Origin of the sequence: Streptomyces sp. WM6386, assembly GCF_000972385.1 — a bacterium.
Lineage (GTDB): Bacteria > Actinomycetota > Actinomycetes > Streptomycetales > Streptomycetaceae > Streptomyces.
Window position 1 is genome coordinate 66,098 of record NZ_JXTE01000008.1, and the last position, 18,708, is coordinate 84,805.

Annotated in this window: 17 protein-coding genes and 2 pseudogenes; 13 read left to right on the plus strand and 6 right to left on the minus strand. The window is 71.5% G+C overall.

The annotated features are described in order from the left end of the window. Positions 1-120: 120 nt before the first annotated feature. The gene (gene hutU / locus TN53_RS07100) at positions 121-1,785 is read right to left on the minus strand and encodes a urocanate hydratase (RefSeq protein ID WP_046257527.1); all 1,665 of its coding nucleotides are present in this window, start codon (positions 1,783-1,785) and stop codon (positions 121-123) included. A 115-nt stretch (positions 1,786-1,900) separates the two neighbouring features. On the opposite strand from hutU, the gene TN53_RS07105 reads away from it, so the two are divergent. The 5 genes from TN53_RS07105 to TN53_RS07125 all read left to right on the plus strand — a co-directional run bounded on the left by TN53_RS07105 (position 1,901) and on the right by TN53_RS07125 (position 5,732). Beyond that, a complete protein-coding gene (locus TN53_RS07105; protein ID WP_046257528.1) occupies positions 1,901-3,337 on the plus strand; it encodes a diaminopimelate decarboxylase in 1,437 nt (478 codons plus the stop codon). Between the two features lie 187 nt (positions 3,338-3,524). Continuing rightward, on the plus strand, positions 3,525-3,929 hold the full coding sequence (locus TN53_RS07110) for a hypothetical protein (RefSeq protein WP_046257529.1): 405 nt from the start codon (positions 3,525-3,527) through the stop codon (positions 3,927-3,929). Beyond that, a complete protein-coding gene (locus TN53_RS07115) occupies positions 3,926-4,813 on the plus strand; it encodes a hypothetical protein (protein WP_046257530.1) in 888 nt (295 codons plus the stop codon). The genes TN53_RS07110 and TN53_RS07115 overlap by 4 nt, the downstream gene beginning before the upstream one ends. A gap of 34 nt (positions 4,814-4,847) precedes the next feature. Then, positions 4,848-5,333 carry a roadblock/LC7 domain-containing protein gene (locus TN53_RS07120; RefSeq protein WP_046257531.1) on the plus strand — a complete coding sequence of 162 codons (486 nt, stop codon included), beginning with the start codon at positions 4,848-4,850 and terminating at the stop codon, positions 5,331-5,333. A 24-nt stretch (positions 5,334-5,357) separates the two neighbouring features. Continuing rightward, on the plus strand, positions 5,358-5,732 hold the full coding sequence (locus TN53_RS07125; protein WP_046257532.1) for a hypothetical protein: 375 nt from the start codon (positions 5,358-5,360) through the stop codon (positions 5,730-5,732). Between the two features lie 3 nt (positions 5,733-5,735). Here TN53_RS07125 and TN53_RS07130 read toward each other — a convergent pair whose 3' ends face one another. From TN53_RS07130 to TN53_RS44740, 3 genes are all read right to left on the minus strand, one after another. Then, complete coding sequence (locus TN53_RS07130; RefSeq protein WP_095046345.1) at positions 5,736-6,329, minus strand: hypothetical protein; 594 nt, start codon at positions 6,327-6,329, stop codon at positions 5,736-5,738. An 81-nt stretch (positions 6,330-6,410) separates the two neighbouring features. Continuing rightward, positions 6,411-7,343: a MurR/RpiR family transcriptional regulator gene (locus tag TN53_RS07135; RefSeq protein WP_234441523.1), complete on the minus strand. Its 933-nt coding sequence runs from the start codon at positions 7,341-7,343 to the stop codon at positions 6,411-6,413. After that, positions 7,340-9,277 (minus strand): aromatic amino acid ammonia-lyase, encoded by a 1,938-nt coding sequence (locus TN53_RS44740; protein WP_046257534.1) that lies wholly within the window; start codon positions 9,275-9,277, stop codon positions 7,340-7,342. Before TN53_RS44740 ends, TN53_RS07135 begins: the two co-directional genes overlap by 4 nt. Before the next feature lie 141 nt (positions 9,278-9,418). Here TN53_RS44740 and TN53_RS07145 point away from each other — a divergent pair, with 141 nt between their 5' ends. From TN53_RS07145 to TN53_RS07165, 5 genes are all read left to right on the plus strand, one after another. Next, a complete protein-coding gene (locus tag TN53_RS07145) occupies positions 9,419-10,456 on the plus strand; it encodes an ABC transporter ATP-binding protein (RefSeq protein ID WP_046257535.1) in 1,038 nt (345 codons plus the stop codon). Continuing rightward, positions 10,453-11,094 carry an ABC transporter permease gene (locus tag TN53_RS07150; RefSeq protein WP_046257536.1) on the plus strand — a complete coding sequence of 214 codons (642 nt, stop codon included), beginning with the start codon at positions 10,453-10,455 and terminating at the stop codon, positions 11,092-11,094. Before TN53_RS07145 ends, TN53_RS07150 begins: the two co-directional genes overlap by 4 nt. Then, entirely contained in the window at positions 11,094-11,756 is a 663-nt protein-coding gene (locus tag TN53_RS07155; RefSeq protein ID WP_046257537.1) for an ABC transporter permease, read from the plus strand. Before TN53_RS07150 ends, TN53_RS07155 begins: the two co-directional genes overlap by 1 nt. A gap of 10 nt (positions 11,757-11,766) precedes the next feature. Further along, on the plus strand, positions 11,767-12,699 hold the full coding sequence (locus tag TN53_RS07160; RefSeq protein ID WP_046257538.1) for an ABC transporter substrate-binding protein: 933 nt from the start codon (positions 11,767-11,769) through the stop codon (positions 12,697-12,699). Between the two features lie 87 nt (positions 12,700-12,786). Continuing rightward, entirely contained in the window at positions 12,787-13,221 is a 435-nt protein-coding gene (locus TN53_RS07165; RefSeq protein WP_046257539.1) for a membrane protein, read from the plus strand. 15 nt (positions 13,222-13,236) lie between these two features. Here TN53_RS07165 and TN53_RS07170 read toward each other — a convergent pair. Further along, positions 13,237-13,788: pseudogene (locus TN53_RS07170) on the minus strand (SDR family oxidoreductase); the annotation flags it as partial. Between TN53_RS07170 and TN53_RS44745 the strand changes: the two are divergent. Beyond that, positions 13,788-14,084, plus strand: a pseudogene (locus TN53_RS44745) (transcriptional regulator); the annotation flags it as partial. The pseudogenes TN53_RS07170 and TN53_RS44745 overlap by 1 nt on opposite strands. 443 nt (positions 14,085-14,527) lie before the next feature. Here TN53_RS44745 and TN53_RS07175 read toward each other — a convergent pair. Further along, positions 14,528-15,913 (minus strand): cystathionine beta-synthase, encoded by a 1,386-nt coding sequence (locus tag TN53_RS07175; protein WP_046257540.1) that lies wholly within the window; start codon positions 15,911-15,913, stop codon positions 14,528-14,530. A 149-nt stretch (positions 15,914-16,062) separates the two neighbouring features. Between TN53_RS07175 and TN53_RS07180 the strand changes: the two genes are divergently transcribed. Continuing rightward, positions 16,063-17,088, plus strand: coding sequence for an SGNH/GDSL hydrolase family protein (locus TN53_RS07180; protein ID WP_046257541.1), 1,026 nt, complete (start codon positions 16,063-16,065; stop codon positions 17,086-17,088). Positions 17,089-17,233: 145 nt separating this feature from the next. Further along, positions 17,234-18,454 (plus strand): acetyl-CoA C-acetyltransferase, encoded by a 1,221-nt coding sequence (locus TN53_RS07185; protein WP_046257542.1) that lies wholly within the window; start codon positions 17,234-17,236, stop codon positions 18,452-18,454. Positions 18,455-18,708: the final 254 nt, after the last annotated feature.

Consider the following 18,708-nt stretch of genomic DNA (forward strand, 5'->3'; position numbering starts at 1 on the left):
TGGGGGTCCCCCCGCTCGAAGGAGGCTGGGAGTGGGGGCGGGTGGGCGCGGCCGGATCCGTGCCCGGCGACGAGGCCTCGGTCCCCGCCGGAGTGTTGACGCGCCCGCTCTCGCTCACCGTCACGCGTCGTCACCCTCGCGCATGGGCACCCGCACACCGCGCTCATCGGCGACCGACGCCGCGATGTCGTACCCCGCGTCCACGTGCCGGATGACACCCATGCCGGGGTCGTTCGTCAGCACCCTGCGGAGCTTCTCGCCGGCGAGCTTCGTGCCGTCGGCCACGGACACCTGGCCCGCGTGGATCGACCGCCCCATGCCCACGCCGCCACCGTGGTGGATGGACACCCACGACGCGCCGGACGCCACGTTCACCATGGCGTTCAGCAGCGGCCAGTCGGCGATCGCGTCGGAGCCGTCGAGCATGGCCTCGGTCTCGCGGTAGGGGGAGGCCACGGAACCCGAGTCGAGGTGGTCGCGGCCGATCGCCAGCGGGGCCGCCAGCTCGCCCGAGGCCACCATGTCGTTGAAGCGTTCGCCGGCCTTGTCGCGTTCGCCGTAGCCGAGCCAGCAGATACGGGCGGGCAGGCCCTGGAAGTGGACCCTCTCCCCCGCCATCTTGATCCAGCGGTGCAGGGACTCGTTCTCGGGGAACAGCTCCAGGATCGCCTTGTCGGTCTTCGCGATGTCGGACGCCTCGCCGGACAGGGCCGCCCAGCGGAAGGGGCCCTTGCCCTCGCTGAACAGCGGTCGGATGTACGCGGGGACGAAGCCCGGGAAGGCGAACGCCCGCTCGTACCCGGCGAGTTGGGCCTCGCCGCGGATCGAGTTGCCGTAGTCGAAGACCTCGGCACCGGCGTCCATGAAGCCGACCATGGCCTCGACGTGCCGGGCCATCGACTCACGGGCGCGCTGGGTGAACCCGGCGGGGTCCTTCGCCGCGGCGTCCGCCATGTCCTCGAAGGCGAGGCCCGTCGGCAGATACGCCAGTGGGTCGTGGGCCGAGGTCTGGTCGGTGACGATGTCGATGGGGGCGCCCATGGCGAGCAGCCGCGGCAACAGGTCCGCCGCGTTGCCGAGGACGCCGATGGACAGCGGCTTGCGCTGGTCACGGGCCTCGACCGCCAGCTGGAGCGCGTGCTCGAGGCTGTCGGCCCGCACGTCCAGGTACCGGTGCTCGATCCGGCGCTCGATCGCCCGCGGGTCGCAGTCGATGCAGATCGCGACACCGTCGTTCATGGTGACGGCGAGCGGCTGGGCGCCGCCCATGCCGCCGAGGCCGGCGGTGAGGGTGATCGTCCCGGCGAGGGTGCCGTCGAACTTCTTCGCGGCGACGGCGGAGAACGTCTCGTAGGTGCCCTGGAGGATGCCCTGGGTGCCGATGTAGATCCAGGAGCCGGCGGTCATCTGGCCGTACATGGTCAGGCCGAGGGCCTCCAGGCGGCGGAACTCCTCCCAGTTCGCCCAGTCGCCGACGAGGTTGGAGTTGGCGATCAGCACGCGCGGCGCCCACTCGTGGGTCTGCATGACACCGACGGGCCGGCCGGACTGGACCAGCATCGTCTCGTCCTGCTTGAGGGTGCGCAGCGTGCGGACCATCGCGTCGAAGGAGCGCCAGTCACGGGCCGCCTTGCCCGTGCCGCCGTAGACGACGAGCTTGTCGGGGTGCTCGGCGACCTCGGGGTCGAGGTTGTTCTGCAGCATCCGCAGGGCGGCTTCCTGCTGCCATCCCAGGGCACTCAGTTCCGTACCGCGCGACGCTCGGACGGGGCGGGGTCCTGACATGGTCTGCCTCCTAGCGGACTGTTGCTGCTGTTATTCACATCCTGACTTTCTGAATAGACCTAGTCAATAGCGCGGTCCTTCGACGTGGGGCAGGAACCGGTGTTTGGCTGGACGCATGGGCACGGACATCGACCTGACGGGGGACGGCGTGGACATCGGCGACGGGGAGCAGCCGGCACGTGCGGTGCGGCGGGACGAGGCGGTGCGGGCCGCCGTGGAGCAGGGGCTGCTGGGGCCCGGCCACCCCATCGTCGGCCTGCTGGACGTGACCGGCATCCGGGAGTCGGCGGCTGAGCTGCGCGCGGCGTTCGACGCGGTCACCGCGCCCGGCACCCCGGTGCTGCACGCCTTCGCGGTGAAGGCGACCCCGCTGGTGCCGGTGCTGCGGCTGCTGCGGGAGGCGGGGATCGGCGCGGAGGTGGCCAGTCCGGGCGAGCTGGCGCTGGCGCGGGCGGCGGGGCTGCGTCCGGAGATGACCGTTCTGGACTCGCCCGCGAAGACGCCGGCCGAGCTGCGGGAGGCGCTGGCGCTGGGGATCGCCGTCAACGCCGACAATCCGCAGGAGCTGGACCGTATCGACGCCCTGATGCTCCCCCACGGCCCGAAAGGCGTGGGAGGTACCCCCATGGCCACGAGCCGCTCCCCCATCGGGATCCGGGTCAACCCGCAGGTCGGCGGGGGTTCGATCGGGGCGACGTCCACGGCCACGGCGACCTCGAAGTTCGGGGTGGCGCTACGGGACGAGGGCGCCCGGGAGTGGATCGTGCGCGCCTACGCCGACCGCCCCTGGCTCACCCGGCTGCACGCGCACACCGGCTCGCAGGGCATCCCGCTGTCGCTGATGGCGCAGGGGGCCGCGGAGACGTACGCGCTCGCCGAGGAGATCAACCGGAGCCTGGGGCGGCGGCAGATCGACACGGTCGACATCGGTGGCGGGCTGCCGGTGAACTTCGGCTCGGACGCGACGGCGCCGACGTACGCGCAGTACGCGCGGCTGCTGAGCGAGGCGGTGCCGGGCCTGTTCGACGGGCGGTACGGGCTGGTCACCGAGTTCGGGCGGTCGCTGCTGGCCAAGCACGGGACGGTCGTGGCGCGGGTCGAGTACGCCAAGAGCGCGGGCAGGCGGGCGATCGCGGTGACGCACGCGGGGGTGCAGGTGGCGACGCGGACGGTGTACGTGCCGGGGTCGTGGCCGCTCAGGATCGCGGCGTACGACGCGAAGGGGCGGCCCAAGGAGGGGCCCGAGGTGGTGCAGGACATCGCCGGGCCGGCCTGTTTCTCGGGGGATCTGCTCGCCGAGGGGCGGGCACTGCCGCTGCTGGAACAGGGGGACTACGCGGCGGCGCTGGACACGGGGGCGTACTACTTCGCGCATCACTACGCGTACAACTCCCTGGCCCGGCCCGGTATTTACGGGTTCGCACCGAGCGACGGCCGTGGTGACGGCGGCGGTGGCGGGGTCGCTTTCGCGACCGTGCGTACACCGCAGACACTCGACGAGATCGTGGCCGAATCAGGAGGGGCGCACGCGTCCGGGCTCACCACCCTCTGAGCAACCGCGCGCCATTGACGCACGCCGGTGGACATGTAGGTCAACTGTTCCGAAAACAAGCTCAGTTGACCCACCTTAGTCATCTGGCGCATGTTCCACTGGAAAATGCCAGAATCCTCACCCCTCACGCACACCCTGCGTAGTTTCGGCGTCACTCAGCCGAACCCCATGCGGGAGGGGAACCGCGGTGCCCGGAATCGACGAGTGTCTGCTGGAAGCCATGCAACTACCCGGTGCCCGGGGCGCCGCGCTGGTCGACTGGACGAGCGGGCTGGCCCTGGGCACCGCCGGGGAGTCACCGGGCGGCGACCACGAGGCGGCCGCCGCGGAGGCGGCCGAGCTGGCCCGACTGGCCGCCGAACACCGGGCGTTCGCCCCGGATGACCCCGAGGACCCGGCGGACGAGGCCGCCGACCCACCGGTCGAGGACGTCATCATCAGCAACCGGGACAGCTACCACGTCCTGTGCTTCGTCCGGACGTCCTTCGACAGCAGCGTCTTCCTGCATCTCTGGCTGGCCCGCGTGGAGGGCAACCTCGCGCTGGCCCGGATCCGCCTCGGTGAGATGACCGGACGGCTGGTGCTCGGATGACGACGGTCAGGACCCCACCGCCGCCCAGGCTGCCGGTGCGGGACAAGGCGGAGGCCCGCGACCGGGCGTGGGGCGGCGTCTCACCGATGCTGACCCGGCTCGCCGCCGAGCGGGCCACCGGTGTCCTCGTGCGCGAGCGCGGCACCCTGCATCTGGCCGAGGGCCGGGTGGTGCACGCCGAGAGCCCGTCGGCGCCGGGCCTCGACGTGCTCCTCACGGCCCACGGCACGCTCGACGCGGACACCTGGAGCCAGGCGGTCGCCGAGGCCGACGGCGCTCCGGGCGCCGGTCTCCTGCTGGCCGGGCGCGGCCGGCTCACCCGGGGCGCGCTGGAGCTGTGTCACCTGGAGGCGCTGTACGACGCCGCCTACTTCGCGCTGGCGCCCAGCAGCAGCCCGGGCCGCTTCCGGTACACGGGTACCGGCCGTCTCGGTGCCGTGCACCCGGTCACCGTGGCCGCCCTGGAGCACGAGACGCTGCGCCGCCGCGACCTGCTGCACCGCATCTGGCCCGACCCCACGACGGACGAGGCGCCGCTGCTGCCCGCCGACGCCCTCGCCGCCCCCGGCCTCACGGCCCGCCAGCGTGCGGTGCTGCGCCTGGTCGACGGCGTCCGCGCGGCGTCGGACATCGCCCACCGGCTGGGCCGCCCGGCGTTCCACACCCTGGTGGACGTACGGCGGCTGGCGGCGGCCGGGGTCGTGACCCGCGACCCGGCCGCCACCCCCCGCGGACCGGGCCCCACGCGCCACGGCACGCCGATACCCCTGGCCACCCGCGGCCCGCAACGCCCCTCCGATGCGGCCATGACTGACCCGTTGAGGGTTGCCGATCCCGACATCACGTTGTTGAAGAGGCTCAGGGATGCGCTGGAGTCTCTTTGAGCGGCAGCGGGCACGCGCCGAGAGGAGAGACCTGATGGCGGCCGAACCCGAAATCCTGGACGAGCTGCGCCGGTTGAGAAGCCGGGTGCCGCACCTCACCGGCGCCCTGGCGGCGAGCGTGGACGGACTCGTCATCGCCCAGGACACGCCCGGTGTCGAGCCCGAGGGCATGGCCGCGCTGACCGCCGCCGCGCTCGGTGTCGCCGTACGGCTGGCCGACGCGACCGGGCAGGGCGACTTCCGCGAACTGCTGGTGCGGGGGGCCTACGGCTATGTGTCGACGTACTCGGCGGGTCGCACGGCGGTCCTCACCCTGCTCGCCCAGGACGGCGTGAGCGTCGGGCGGCTGCATCTGGAGGGCCGTCGCGCCAGTGCCCGCATCGGGGAGCTCGTCGACTCCCGGGCCCCCGTCGAGACGCCCGCGAAACCGGCCCGGGCACCCACCCGGACCGGCACCCCACGAACGAGAACGGCGCGCACGCCACGTACCACCAACGCGCGCACATCCACGGAAAGTTGAACCCGAGTAGAGGGGCACACCACCATGGCCAACACCGAAACCTGTCTGAAGGAAGCTCTCGCCTCCATCGAGGGCGCGACCGGAGTCGCCCTCGTGGACTACACCAGCGGTATGGCGCTCGGCACGATGGGCGGCAGCAAGAGCTTCGACCTGAACGTCGCGGCCGCCGGGAACACCGATGTCGTGCGCGCCAAGATGCGCACCATGGAGCACCTGGGACTCAAGGGGCAGATCGAGGACATCCTGATCACGCTCTCCGACCAGTACCACCTGCTCCGTCTGATCAGCGGTCGCGGCGGCAACGGACTGTTCATCTACCTGGTCCTGGACGCCAAGCGCTCCAACCTGGCGATGGCCCGCCATCAGCTGCGCAAGATCGAGGAGGACCTGGAGGTCTGAGGCTCAGACCAGTGCCGCGGCGCGGCGGCGCGCCCCGCCCGGGGCCGCGTCGCCCGCCGCGATGCCGGTGCCGCGGTAGGCCTTGACCGCCTTGCCGGCCGGGCGTCCGCCGCGTGCGCCGAGCCAGTCGACCCGCACCCACAGCAGGGCGTCCTCGGCCCGCTCGCGCCGCCCGAGCCACGCGGCCTTCAGCCACAGCCCCACGCCGGTCCCGGCGAGCAGCATGCCGCCCGCCGCGGGGACGACGAAGGAGCTGCCCAGCGCGGCCGCGAAGGTGAGCAGCAGCCACCAGCGGTGGCCGCGGCGCCAGTTCCGTACGGTCACCGCGCGGTCCTGGAGCACATCGTGCTTGCCGGCGCGGGCGGCACCGCGGGTCAGGGCGCTGTAGCGCCCCCGACGGCGGTACGACACGACGGCCGCCGCGATGATGAACAGCGCCGCGCCCGCCAGGACGCCGATCCGGCGCCCGGTCAGCCCCGGCACCAGGACGCCCACACCGGCCGCGAACACCCCGGCCCACCACAGTGGCGCGGCCCCGGCGCGTACGACCACGGCCACCCGGGCCAGACCTTGAGCTCTGCGATCTCCGTGTGCCACGTTCCGCCTCCCAGCCGTTTCGGCACAGTCCTTCGGCCGCGCAGGCTAGTGAGCGAACGTGAGACGAGTCTTAAAGCCGCGTCATTCCACGAAAAGACCCCGCGCCGCCGCCCGCGCGTCGAACTCCTCGAGGCGGGCCTGCGCCTGCGGCAGGTCGTCGCACATCGCCTCCAGCAGCACCCGCCCGAGCAGCATCGGCGCGCACGCGGTGTCGAAGGCGAGCCCGGTGCCCACGGCGGCCGGCAGCAGCAGGTCGGACACCTTGGCGACCGGCGCGAACGCGGAGTCGGCGACGGTGACGACGGTCAGCCCGGCCTCCTTCGCGTACCCGAGGGTGTCCACGACCTCCCGCGGATGCCGGGGCAGCGCGAAGCACAGCAGCGTCGAGGCGCCCGCGCGGACGGCGGCGTCGATCCGGTCGTGGATCATCGTGCCGCCCTCGTGGAGCAGCCGTACGTCCGGATGGACCTTGGCGGCGAAGTACGCGAAGCCGTAGGCCTGGGAGGCGGCCGCCCGCAGGCCCAGCACCGGCAGCGGACGCGAGGCCGCGAGCAGCCGTCCGGCCTTCTGCACGGGCCGCGGGTCGGCGAGCAGCTCCGCCAGGTGCCTGAGGTTCTCGATCTCGGCCTCGACGGCCTGCTGGTATTCGTTGTACGACGCCGAGGCCGCGCTCTGTTCGGCGGGCGCGACCTCGCGCAGGTGCTTGCGCAGGGCCGGGTAGCCGTCGAAGCCGAGGGCGACCGCGAAGCGGGTGACGGACGGCTGGCTGACCCCGGCGAGCTCGGCCAGCTCGACGCTGGACAGGAACGGCACGTCGGCGGCGCGCCGCACCATGCTGTGCGCGATGCGCCGCTGGGTCGGGGTGAGCCGGTGCCCCTCGAAGAGCGCCTGGAGCCGTGCGGCCGGGCTGTCGGTCACGGCCGTGGCGTTCTCGCCACCGCGCTCGGCACTCGGCTCGCCACCGTGCTCGGCACTCGGTTCGCCACCCTGCTCCGCGGCCTTCTCCGCGCTCATGACTCGCTCCCCCTCCAGATGTCCGTGAACCGGTCGAGCAGTGCGGTCGCCGCCCTCACGTCGTCCGTGAGCGGCCGGTCGGCCTGGTCCTCGTCGAGCACCGCCATGGCGAGCTCCAGCGCGCGGCCCACCGGGAGGTCCGGGTCGGGGCCGAGGTCGCGCTGGCGCAGCGCCCGTACGGCGGCGACGAGTTCGCAGCCCACCACCAGACGGTACGCACCGCACGCCCGCAGTGTCTGACGGGCGGCGAGCGAGGCGAAGCTGGCCTGTTCCTCGACGCCTCGGGAGAGTACAGCGTGCCCGAGCGACGCGGGTGCGGAGAAGGCCCGCAGATCGCCGAGGGCGGCGCCGGCGGCGTACTCCAGGATCATCACGCCGGAGGAGGCGGGTTCGTGGTCGGCGAGGAAGGGGCGCAGACGGGTGTAGGCGGGTTCGTTGAGGGTGGAGAGCCGTGACGTCGACAGCCGGGCGACCTGCGTCAGCGCCAGTCTGAAGTGGTCCAGGGCGAGGGCGAGTTGGGCCTGGTAGAAGCCGCCGTGGTGGTAGGCGGCCATGTCCTCGGGGGTGATCAGCGGGTTCTCCGCGGCCGCGTTGATCTCGATCGCGACGACCTCCTCCAGGGCGTCGGCCGCGTCATGGGCGGGACCGTGGATCTGGGGCAGACACCGGAAGCCGTACGGGTCCTGGATCCGCCCGAGCGGCGGGGTGGGCCGTTCGTCGGCGCCGATCAACTCCCGCATCCGCCGGGCGACTTCGGAGGACCCCCGGTGCGGCCGGGCGGCGTGCACGGGCGCCGCGTACGCCTCGTGCGACCCGTCCACGGCGAGCAGGGACAGCGCCCCGACGACCTGCGTGGCCTCCAGCAGCCCCCGCAGCTCGTGCAGGGCGAGGGCGGCCTGGCCGAGGGTGAGGGCGTTGCTGCTGATGAAGGCGAGGGCATCGTTGTTGTCGAGAAGCTGCGGCTCGGGCGCACCGACCGAACCTCGCAGCTCCCTGGCCCCACCCCCACCGAGCCCACCGGAGCTGCCGCGCAGCCCCGACCCACCGGAGCCACCGCGCGAGCCCGAGCCGCCGGCAGCACCCGGGCCCCGCTCGCCACGAGCGTCCGCATCCAGCCCGCCGGAACCCGCCACGCCTGCCCGGCCAGGGCCGCCCGCACCACCGCCACCACCGCCACCGGCGACGCCCGGCCCGCCGGAGCCCTCAGAGCCTCGCCCGCCGGAACCCTCCAGTCCTGCCGGGCCGGAACCACCCGCGTTCGGCCCGCCGGAAGTGCCGGCGCCGAACCCTACGGAAGCGCCGGTCAGGCTCGCCCCACCGGAGGCATCCACGCCGGGCCCGCCGGAGGTTCCGCCCGCACCGGAGCCGCCGAAGGTGCCGGCAGGGCCCCCGCCCGCTCCCGCCCCTCCCCGCCACGGGTGCTCCCCCGCCAGCGCCAGCCCCACCTGTGCCAGCGCGGCGATGTCCCCGGTGCCCACTGAGCCGAACTCGTTGACGACCGGATACGCCCCGCTCTCCAGCGCCTCGCACAGCGCGGTGACCACGGTCGGTCGCAGACCCGCGCCGCCGGCCAGCAGCTGGTTCGCACGGACGGCGAGCATCGCGCGGACCTGCCTCGCCGGGAGCTCCTCCCCGATCGCCCCGGCATGGCTGCGCAACAGCCGCAGCCCGTGCTCGGCGGCCGCCTCGGTGGGCACGGACTCATTCCGGTTGGCGCCGACGCCGGTGGAGCGGCCGTAGACGCGTCCGGTCGCGGCGATCTGCCGGGCGGCGTCCCAGGACTCGGTCACCCGCTTCATCGCATCGGTCCCGGGCACCGGCCGCGCGGCCCCGTCGGCGAGCCGCACGACGTCCGTGACGCCGAGTCCGATCCCGTCGAGGACCACCAGACCGGTATGCACAGGACTGGCCGCGTCCACGATCCGAGACGACATAAGGCCCAAACTCCCCTCAATCCGGACACGCGATCTTGCCTGCCGGTCATCCGTTACGTCGGATTTACATCAACCCGTTGACAAGTTATTCAGCTACAGAGAACTCTGCATGACGTTATACAGCCGGGCAAGGGACATCTCATGATCCAGTTCGACGCGGTCCACAAGCGCTTCCCCAACGGCACGACAGCAGTGCACGACCTGACCCTCGACATGCCGGAAGGCGGTGTCACCGTCCTCGTCGGATCCTCCGGTTGCGGCAAGACGACCACCCTCAGAATGATCAACCGGATGGTCGAGCCGACCTCCGGCACCATCAAGGTCGGCGGCAAGGACATCACCGACCAGGACGCGGCCGAGCTGCGCCGCTCCATCGGCTACGTCATCCAGCAGGCCGGCCTCTTCCCGCACCGCACGGTGCTCGACAACATCGCCACCGTGCCGCTCCTCCTCGGCCACGGCCGCAGGAAGGCCCGCGCCCGCGCCGCCGAGCTCCTGGAGACCGTGGGTCTCGCACCGGACGCCGGCCGCCGCTACCCGCACCAGCTCTCCGGCGGCCAGCAGCAGCGCGTCGGCGTGGCCCGCGCCCTCGCCGCCGACCCGCCGGTCCTGCTCATGGATGAGCCGTTCGGCGCGGTCGACCCCGTCGTGCGCACCCAGCTCCAGGACGAACTCCTGCGGCTCCAGAAGGAGTTGGGCAAGACCATCGTCTTCGTCACCCATGACATCGACGAAGCGGTCCGGCTCGGCGACCGCATCGCCGTCTTCCGCACCGGCGGCCACCTCGTCCAGTGCGCCGGCCCCGCCGAACTCCTCGCCCGCCCCGCCGACGACTTCGTGGCCGACTTCCTCGGCGCCGAGCGCGGCCTGAAGCTGCTCTCGCTGAAGACCCTGGCGGACGTCCCGCAGGGCCCGGCACCCGAGGGCGGCACGTGGTCCCTCGTCCTCGACGCGGCAAACAAGCCCCTGCACTGGGCCACGAAGGACGCCGAGATCCCCGTACGGCCGCTGACCGACAACGATTCCCTGCTGGCGGCGCTCAACGAGTCCATCGCCTCCCCCACCGGCCTGATAGCCCGCGTCGACGCGACGGGCGTCCTCACCGGCGTCTCCTCCCGCGACGACATCCACGAGCACGCCGGCCAGGCGCACAGCGAGGCCAGGGTGGTGACCGCATGACCATCGACTGGTCATGGATCGGCGACCACACCGACGACCTCACCACCCTCACGATCTCCCATCTGCAAGCAGCCCTCAGCGCCGTCTTCTTCGGCGTCCTGATCTCACTGCCCCTCGCGGTGATCGCCCACCGGATCCGGCCCCTGCGCGGCTTCCTGCTCGGCGTCTCGAACGTCCTGTTCACGATCCCGTCGATCGCGATCTTCGTGCTCCTGCTGCCGGTCAGCGGCCTCACCCGCACCACGACCGTGATCGGTCTGACCGTCTACACGCTGGTCGTGCTGCTCCGGAACACCGTCGAGGGCCTCGACTCGGTCCCCGCGAAGACCAAGGAGGCGGCGAAGGCGATGGGCACGCGCCCGCTGCGCACGCTCCTCACCGTCGAGTTGCCGCTCGCGCTCCCCGTGATCATGGCGGGCGTCCGCATCGCGACGGTCATGTCGATCTCCCTCGTCTCCGTCGCGACCTACATCGGCGACGGCGGCCTCGGCCAGCTCTTCACCGACGGCTTCCAGCGCAACTTCCCGACCCCGGTGATCGTGGGCGTGGTCCTCACCATCCTCCTCGCGGTGGTCGCGGACGCCCTGCTGGTCGCCCTCCAGTACGTCCTCACCCCGTGGAAGAGGCGGCGAGCCTGATGTACGAACTCTTCAAGAACCTCGGCACATGGCTGACCAGCGGCGCGAGCTGGTCCGGCTCGGACGGCATCGCCCACCGCCTCGCCGAGCACCTCCAGTACTCGCTCCTCGCGACCCTCATCGCGGCCGCGATCGGCCTCCCCCTCGGCCTGCTGATCGGCCACACCGGCAAGGGCACCTTCGTCGCGATCAACCTCGCGTCCTTCGGCCGCGCACTGCCGACCGTGGGCCTGGTCGTGCTGGTCTTCCTGGCCGGCGGACTGTCGATGCTGCCGGTGTACGTCGCCCTGGTCGCCCTCGCGGTCCCGGCGATCGTCACCAACACCTACGCCGGGATGACGGCCGTCGACCCGGACGTCCGCGACGCCGCCCGCGGCCAGGGCATGCGCGGCCACCAGGTCCTGTTCCAGGTCGAGCTGCCGCTCGCGCTGCCCCTGGTCATGACGGGCCTGCGCCTGGCGCTGATCCAGGTCGTCGCCACGGCGACCATCGCCGCGTACGTCTCCTTCGGCGGCCTCGGCCGCTATGTCTTCGACGGTCTGGCCCAGCGCGACCTCGTACAGGTGCTCGGCGGCGCGGTGCTGGTCGCCGCGATCGCCGTGGTCCTGGACCTGGCCCTGTCCGGCCTCCAGCGCTTCCTCTTCCGCCACCGCACTGCCTAGGGACCCCTCGATGAACCGACGCACTCTCCTCGGCGGCCTCTTCGCAGCGGCCTCCGTCCCCGCCCTGACCGCCTGCGCGGGCGGCATCACCTCCCTCGACGGCGAAGGCGCCGGCACCGGTGGTGGTGGCGGCTCCAGCAAGAGCGGAGTCACCATCGGCACCGCCAACTTCACCGAGAACCAGGTACTGGGCTACCTCTACGCGGCCGTCCTGGAAGCGGCCGGCGTGAAGGTGAAGGTCCGCCCCAACCTCGGCACCCGCGAGATCCTCATCCCCGCCCTCAGGGGCGGCGACATCGACCTGCTGCCCGAGTACCAGGGCGCCCTCCTGCACTACCTCGACCCGAAGGCGACGGCCACCGAGGAGGGCGCGATGCAGAACGCCCTCGCCGTCGCGCTCCCCGCCGGGCTCCAGGTGCTGCCGTACGGCATGGCCGAGGACTCCGACGCCTTCGTCGTCACCCGGGAGACGGCGAGGAAGTACGGCCTGACCTCCCTCGCCGACCTGCGGAAGCAGAACGGCAAGCTGGTCATCGGCGCGGCACCGGAGGTGAAGAAGCGCCAGGTGGGTGTCGTAGGACTGAAGGACGTGTACGGCGTCGAGTTCAAGGAGTTCAAGTCGCTGGACTCCTCAGGACCGCTGGTCAAGGGCGCCCTGAAGAAGGGCGACGTGGACGTCGCGAACCTCTTCACCACGGACACCGACATCCAGGCCAACGACTGGGTGGTGCTGACCGACCCCAAGAACCTCGTCCCCGGTCAGCACGTCGTCCCTCTCATCGCCGACCGCAAGGCCGACTCCACGGTCCGCAAGGCCCTCGCCCGCCTCGGCAACGTCCTCACCACGGCCCAGCTCACCGAGCTCAACCGCCAGGTCGACAAGGACAAGAAGGACCCGGAGGACGTGGCGAACGCGTACGCGACACAGCACGGGCTGAGCTGACCGAGGGGCTGAACCCGACCATCAACACGGGGGGTATCCCCAGTGCGGCGGGCGTCGGCGCTGCCTAACTTGGAATCCATGAGCGGAATGGACGCGCGGGACGCCGACCTGAAGAAGGAACTCGACGCCACCCTGCAGGCCCGCAGGGAACTGGGCGAGGAGTACGAGTCCGCGCTGGTCGACTCCTTCCTCGAGAAGGTCGACCAGCGCATCGACGGCGCGGTGGAGCGCCGGGTGCGCCGGCAGATGGCCGAGCAGCAGATGGTGGTGGCCCGGGGCTCCCGGTCACCGAAGCCCACGGACTCCTGGGGGGAGCGGTTCGGCTTCGGCATCGTCTCCATGGTCCTGGCGATCCCGCTGTCCGCGATCGGCGGCGGCATCGCCCACCTCCCGGGCCTCCTGGTCGCCTGGGCCGGCATCGTCGGGGTGAACGCCTTCCAGGCCGTCCGCAGCAACCCGGAGATCTTCAGCGGCCGCCACCACCGCCGCCGGCACAAGGACGGCGACGACTGGGCGGACTGACCGGGGCCGGCGGCCTCACGCCTGCCGGGTCGGCAGCACCATGATCTGCCGCAGGTTGACGTGCCGGGGACGGCTGGTGACGTACGCGACGACGTCGGCCACCTCCTCGGCCGACAGCGTGCCCACCGCGTCGACCATCCCGCCGAGCTGCTCCCGCAGCCCGCCGCTGTCGATGTGCGAGGCGAGCTCGGTCTGCGTCAGCCCCGGCTCGACGTTGGTGACCCGCACATCGCGCGGCCCGAACTCACCCCGCAGGGACTGGGAGAGATAGGTCAGCGCGGCCTTGGTGGCCCCGTACACCGCGTAGTTGGGGAACGTGACGTGGGCACCGATGGACGAGATGTTCACGAGGTCCGCGGTCCGCCCCTCGGCGGCGGCGCCCACCAGATCCGCGGTGAAGGCCCGGATCATCCGCAGCACCCCGGTGACATTGGTGTCTATCATCCGCTGCCACTCGTCGGCCCGCCCGTCGTCGACGGGGTTCGGCAGCATGACACCCGCCGAGTTCACGACCAGGTCGACAGCCCCGAAGGCGGCATGGATCCGCTCCACGGCCGCGTCCAGCGCGGGTCCAGGCCGGCCACCACCAGAACGACCGGCAGCTGACCGCGCTCGTCGGCGAACTCTCCCTCAAGAGCGAGGACTTCCGCCGCCTGTGGGCCGACCACCAGGTCAGGGAGTGCGCCTTCGGCGTGAAGCGTGTCCAGCACCCGGTCGCGGGCCGGCTGGTCTTCCCGTACGAGAGCCTGACCCTGCCGAGTGACGGGGATCTGACGCTGCTGGTCTACACACCGGAGCCGGGGTCGGAGACGGCGGAGAGGCTGGCGCTGCTGGGGAGTTGGGCTTCCGCCGAGGTGCGTTGAGAGGGTCCCGGAAAAGGCTATTCGCGGGGACCGCCGCACCCCCGTTGCCGGGGGGCGGGACGACGGCGGTCCCCGCGAGGGACGCTGACCGGGCAGGGCCGGGCCTCGCGTCCAGGCGTCTGTGGAGGTCCGGGAGCCGCTCCGGAGGTCCTGTGACGCCGTTTTGGTGCCGGCCGGGGCGGGGAGCCGCTCCCGCCCTGCCGACATCCACTAATGTGCCCGACCCGTGTTAAGCGTGTGCTGCGCGGACGTGACGCGCTCGTACCACTTCCGCGAAGTCCACCACTTCGGTAGGCAAACGGAAGTCCGCCTGCCGCACCACCGGTTCACCGGAGGTTCACCGTCACTTCCCGCCTTCGGCGAGGAAGGCCGTCAGGGTCCCGGCCGGACCCGGGCCTCGGGGCGGGAAACGGCCCGTGAGAACGGTCGCGTCGCCCCACGCCTCACTGAGCGGCGCGCGCCATGTAGGCGAGGAGGTCCTGACGCGTCACCACTCCGGTCGGCTTGCCCTCGACCAGCACGATGGCGGCGTCCGCACGGCCCAGGACCGCCATGAGGTCCTCGATCGGCTCACCGGATCCCACCTGCGGCAGAGGCGACGACATGTGCTTCTCCAGCGGGTCGGTGAGGGTGGCGCGCTGGGTGAACAGGGCGTCCAGGAGGTCCCGTTCGACGATGGAGCCGATCACCTCCGCTGCCATGACATCGGGGTGGCCGGCCCCCGGCTTGACCACCGGCATCTGTGAGACCCCGTACTCGTGCAGCACCTCGATGGCCTGGCCGACCGTCTCCTCCGGGTGCATGTGGACCAGGCTGGGGATGGCGCCCGCCTTGTACCTCAGGACGTCCGCGACGCTCGCGGTCGGCTCCGACTCCTCGAGGAATCCGTAGGACGCCAGCCACTCGTCGTTGAAGATCTTCGAGAGGTACCCGCGCCCGCTGTCCGGCAACAGCACCACGACCACATCGTCCTCGGTCAGCCCCTCGGCCACCCGCAGCGCCGCCACGACAGCCATACCGCAGGAACCACCGACCAGCAGCCCCTCCTCCTTGGCCAGGCGGCGGGTCATCTGGAAGGAGTCCTTGTCGGACACGGCCACGATCTCGTCGGCCACGGTCCGGTCGTAGGCGGTCGGCCAGAAGTCCTCACCGACGCCCTCGACGAGATACGGCCGCCCGGACCCGCCGGAGTACACGGACCCCTCGGGGTCGGCGCCGATGACCTTCACCTTGCCGTCGCTGGCGTCCTTCAGATAGCGGCCGGTGCCGGAGATGGTGCCGCCCGTTCCCACACCCGCGACGAAGTGGGTGATCTTCCCCTCCGTCTGCTCCCACAGCTCGGGGCCGGTGGAGTGGTAGTGGGAGAGGGGGTTGTTGGGGTTGGAGTACTGGTCGGGCTTCCACGCACCGGGAGTCTCACGGACGAGCCGGTCGGAGACGTTGTAGTACGAGTCCGGGTGCTCGGGGTCGACGGCGGTGGGGCAGACGACGACCTCGGCCCCGTAGGCCCGCAGCACATTGATCTTGTCGGTGCTCACCTTGTCGGGGCACACGAAGATGCACTTGTACCCCTTCTGCTGGGCCACGATGGCAAGGCCGACCCCGGTGTTGCCACTGGTCGGCTCGACGATCGTCCCGCCGGGCTTGAGTGCGCCGCTCTCCTCCGCCGCCTCGATCATGCGCAGGGCGATGCGGTCCTTCACGGACCCGCCCGGGTTGAAGTACTCCACCTTGGCCAGGACGGTGGCCTGGATGCCCTTGGTGACGTTGTTGAGTCTCACCAGCGGGGTGTTGCCGACGAGGCTGATCATCGAGTCGTGGAATTGCACCGTTGTCTCCGGATGCTGCAAAAGATGTGGTCTTAGTGGTTCCGCCAGCCTAAAGCCCGGAGCGGTCGTTCACTCGCCGTTGAGATTGGACGACCGCCGGTACGGGGCAAGGAGTGGTTGTACGGCTAGCACGGAGGTGGCGGCGACGTATGACCAGCATGTCGAGGGCGAGGGTGGCCCGGCGGATCGCGGCCGGCGCCGCGTACGGCGGCGGCGGGATCGGTCTGGTGGGTGCGGCGGCCGTGGGGCTGCTGCTGGCGGAGGTGCGGCTGGCCAAGCGGCAGGTGGGCAACGGTTCGTCGCCGCATGTGCCGAACGCGCAGGGCCTGTACGGCATCGCGTACGCCACGCCGGGTGAACCCGCGTTGCGGCTGACGATGCTGGGCGACTCCACGGCCGCCGGCCAGGGCGTGCACCGCTCGGGCCAGACGCCCGGGGCGCTGCTGGCGTCGGGGCTGGCGGCGGTGGCGGAACGCCCGGTGGAGCTGCGCAACGTGGCGAACCCCGGCGCGCGCTCCGACGACCTGGACCGCCAGGTGGCGCTGATCCTCGCGGACCCGGGTCGGCTGCCGGACGTCTGCGTGATCATGATCGGCGCGAACGACGTGACGCACCGCATCGCGCCGACCCAGTCGGTCCGCCATCTGGCGGCGGCGGTGCGCCGGTTGCGCACGGCGGGCGCGGAGGTGGTGGTCGGCACCTGCCCCGACCTCGGCTCGATCGAACCGGTGCAGCAGCCCCTGCGCTGGCTTGCCCGCCGGGCCTCCCGCCAGCTGGCGGCCGCCCAGACGATCGGCGCGGTCGAGCAGGGTGGCCGCACGGTGTCGCTGGGCGACCTGCTGGGCCCGGAGTTCGCGGCGAACCCCCGCGAGCTCTTCGGCCCGGACAACTACCACCCCTCGGCGGAGGGCTACGCGACCGCGGCCATGGCGGTCCTCCCCACGGTCTGCGCGACCCTGGGCCTCTGGCCGGCGGAGGAAGAGCGCCCGGACGTCTCCCGCCGCGAGGGCTTCCTCCCGGTCGCCCGAGCAGCCGCGGAGGCAGTGGCGGAACCCGGCACCGAGGTAACAGCAGCGATGCCGACGGGCCCGAAGGGACCCTGGGCCCTGCTGAAGCGCAGGAAGCGCCGCCGCGTATCGGTGACGGAACCGGAGCGAACCCCGGCACAGCCTTGATCCCGCCCGGCAGAGGGCGAGAAAAGCAAGCGCTTAGTAAACTGCGGTCAGGGTCACACCCCCATACCCGTGACCTCGCCCATACGTACGGGTAACTTCCCAACCAGCCCTGCCCGAAGAACCCCGTAACGCCAATGGAGTCGTCATGCCCGAAGCAGTGATCGTCTCGACCGCCCGCTCCCCCATCGGCCGCGCCTTCAAGGGCTCCCTCAAGGACCTCCGCCCGGACGACCTCACCGCCACGATCATCCAGGCGGCCCTGGCCAAGGTCCCGGAGCTGGACCCCAGGGACATCGACGACCTGCACCTCGGCTGCGGCCTCCCCGGCGGCGAGCAGGGCAACAACCTCGGCCGCATCGTCGCCGTACAGATGGGGATGGACCACCTCCCCGGCTGTACGGTCACCCGCTACTGCTCCTCCTCGCTGCAGACGAGCCGCATGGCCCTGCACGCCATCAAGGCCGGCGAGGGCGACGTCTTCATCTCGGCCGGTGTCGAGATGGTCTCCCGCTTCACCAAGGGCAACTCCGACAGCCTCCCGGACACGCACAACCCGTTCTTCGCCGAGGCCGAGGCCCGCACGGTCGAGGTCGCCCAGCAGGAGGGCACGACCTGGCACGACCCGCGCGAGGACGGCCTCGTACCGGACGCCTACATCGGGATGGGCCAGACCGCCGAGAACCTCGCCCGCATCAAGGGCGTCACCCGCCAGGACATGGACGAGTTCGGCGTACGGTCCCAGAACCTCGCCGAGGAAGCCATCAAGAACGGGTTCTGGGAGCGCGAGATCACCCCGGTGACGCTTCCCGACGGCTCGGTGGTCAGCAAGGACGACGGTCCGCGCGCCGGCGTCACCCTGGAGGCCGTCGGCGGCCTCAAGCCCGTCTTCCGCCCCGACGGACTCGTCACCGCCGGCAACTGCTGCCCGCTCAACGACGGCGCCGCCGCGGTCGTCATCATGTCCGACACCAAGGCCCGCGAGCTCGGCCTCACCCCGCTCGCCCGCATCGTGTCGACCGGCGTCTCGGGCCTGTCCCCCGAGATCATGGGTCTCGGCCCGGTCGAGGCGAGCAACCAGGCCCTGCGCCGCGCCGGCCTCACCATCGACGACATCGACCTGGTCGAGATCAACGAGGCGTTCGCCGCCCAGGTGATCCCCTCCTACCGCGAGCTCGGCATCGACCTGGACAAGCTGAACGTCAACGGCGGCGCCATCGCCGTCGGCCACCCCTTCGGCATGACCGGCGCCCGCATCACCGGCACGCTCATCAACTCCCTCCAGTTCCACGACAAGCAGTTCGGCCTGGAGACGATGTGCGTCGGCGGCGGCCAGGGCATGGCGATGGTCATCGAGCGCCTCAGCTGACCAACTGCCCGTGATCCCACGGGCACCCCGCGTGAGCCTCGGGCCCAGAACCCTTGAACCACCAGGGTTCTGGGCCGTTTTGTGATCCAATCTCCCCCAGGATGTGACCTATCTCCCTTCGCGAAGGGATTTACGCAGGTCAGAGTCGTTCTCACACTAAACTCCGGGCCCAAAGTCCTGCCCGTTTCGTGACGTTACGCACTGACAGCGGGATAGTCCGCCCTTCAAGCTGATGTAGGAAGTCGGGGGTCGAC

Coding starts and splice junctions, on each gene's coding strand:
- TN53_RS07115 (WP_046257530.1), top strand. CDS start 3,926: ATGACGACGGTCAGGACCCCACCGCCGCCCAGGCTGCCGGTGCGGGAC.
- TN53_RS07105 (WP_046257528.1), top strand. CDS start 1,901: ATGGGCACGGACATCGACCTGACGGGGGACGGCGTGGACATCGGCGAC.
- hutU (WP_046257527.1), bottom strand. CDS start 1,785: ATGTCAGGACCCCGCCCCGTCCGAGCGTCGCGCGGTACGGAACTGAGT.
- TN53_RS07180 (WP_046257541.1), top strand. CDS start 16,063: ATGACCAGCATGTCGAGGGCGAGGGTGGCCCGGCGGATCGCGGCCGGC.
- TN53_RS07165 (WP_046257539.1), top strand. CDS start 12,787: ATGGACGCGCGGGACGCCGACCTGAAGAAGGAACTCGACGCCACCCTG.
- TN53_RS07120 (WP_046257531.1), top strand. CDS start 4,848: ATGGCGGCCGAACCCGAAATCCTGGACGAGCTGCGCCGGTTGAGAAGC.
- TN53_RS07150 (WP_046257536.1), top strand. CDS start 10,453: ATGACCATCGACTGGTCATGGATCGGCGACCACACCGACGACCTCACC.
- TN53_RS44740 (WP_046257534.1), bottom strand. CDS start 9,277: ATGTCGTCTCGGATCGTGGACGCGGCCAGTCCTGTGCATACCGGTCTG.
- TN53_RS07155 (WP_046257537.1), top strand. CDS start 11,094: ATGTACGAACTCTTCAAGAACCTCGGCACATGGCTGACCAGCGGCGCG.
- TN53_RS07135 (WP_234441523.1), bottom strand. CDS start 7,343: ATGAGCGCGGAGAAGGCCGCGGAGCAGGGTGGCGAACCGAGTGCCGAG.
- TN53_RS07125 (WP_046257532.1), top strand. CDS start 5,358: ATGGCCAACACCGAAACCTGTCTGAAGGAAGCTCTCGCCTCCATCGAG.
- TN53_RS07160 (WP_046257538.1), top strand. CDS start 11,767: ATGAACCGACGCACTCTCCTCGGCGGCCTCTTCGCAGCGGCCTCCGTC.
- TN53_RS07185 (WP_046257542.1), top strand. CDS start 17,234: ATGCCCGAAGCAGTGATCGTCTCGACCGCCCGCTCCCCCATCGGCCGC.
- TN53_RS07145 (WP_046257535.1), top strand. CDS start 9,419: ATGATCCAGTTCGACGCGGTCCACAAGCGCTTCCCCAACGGCACGACA.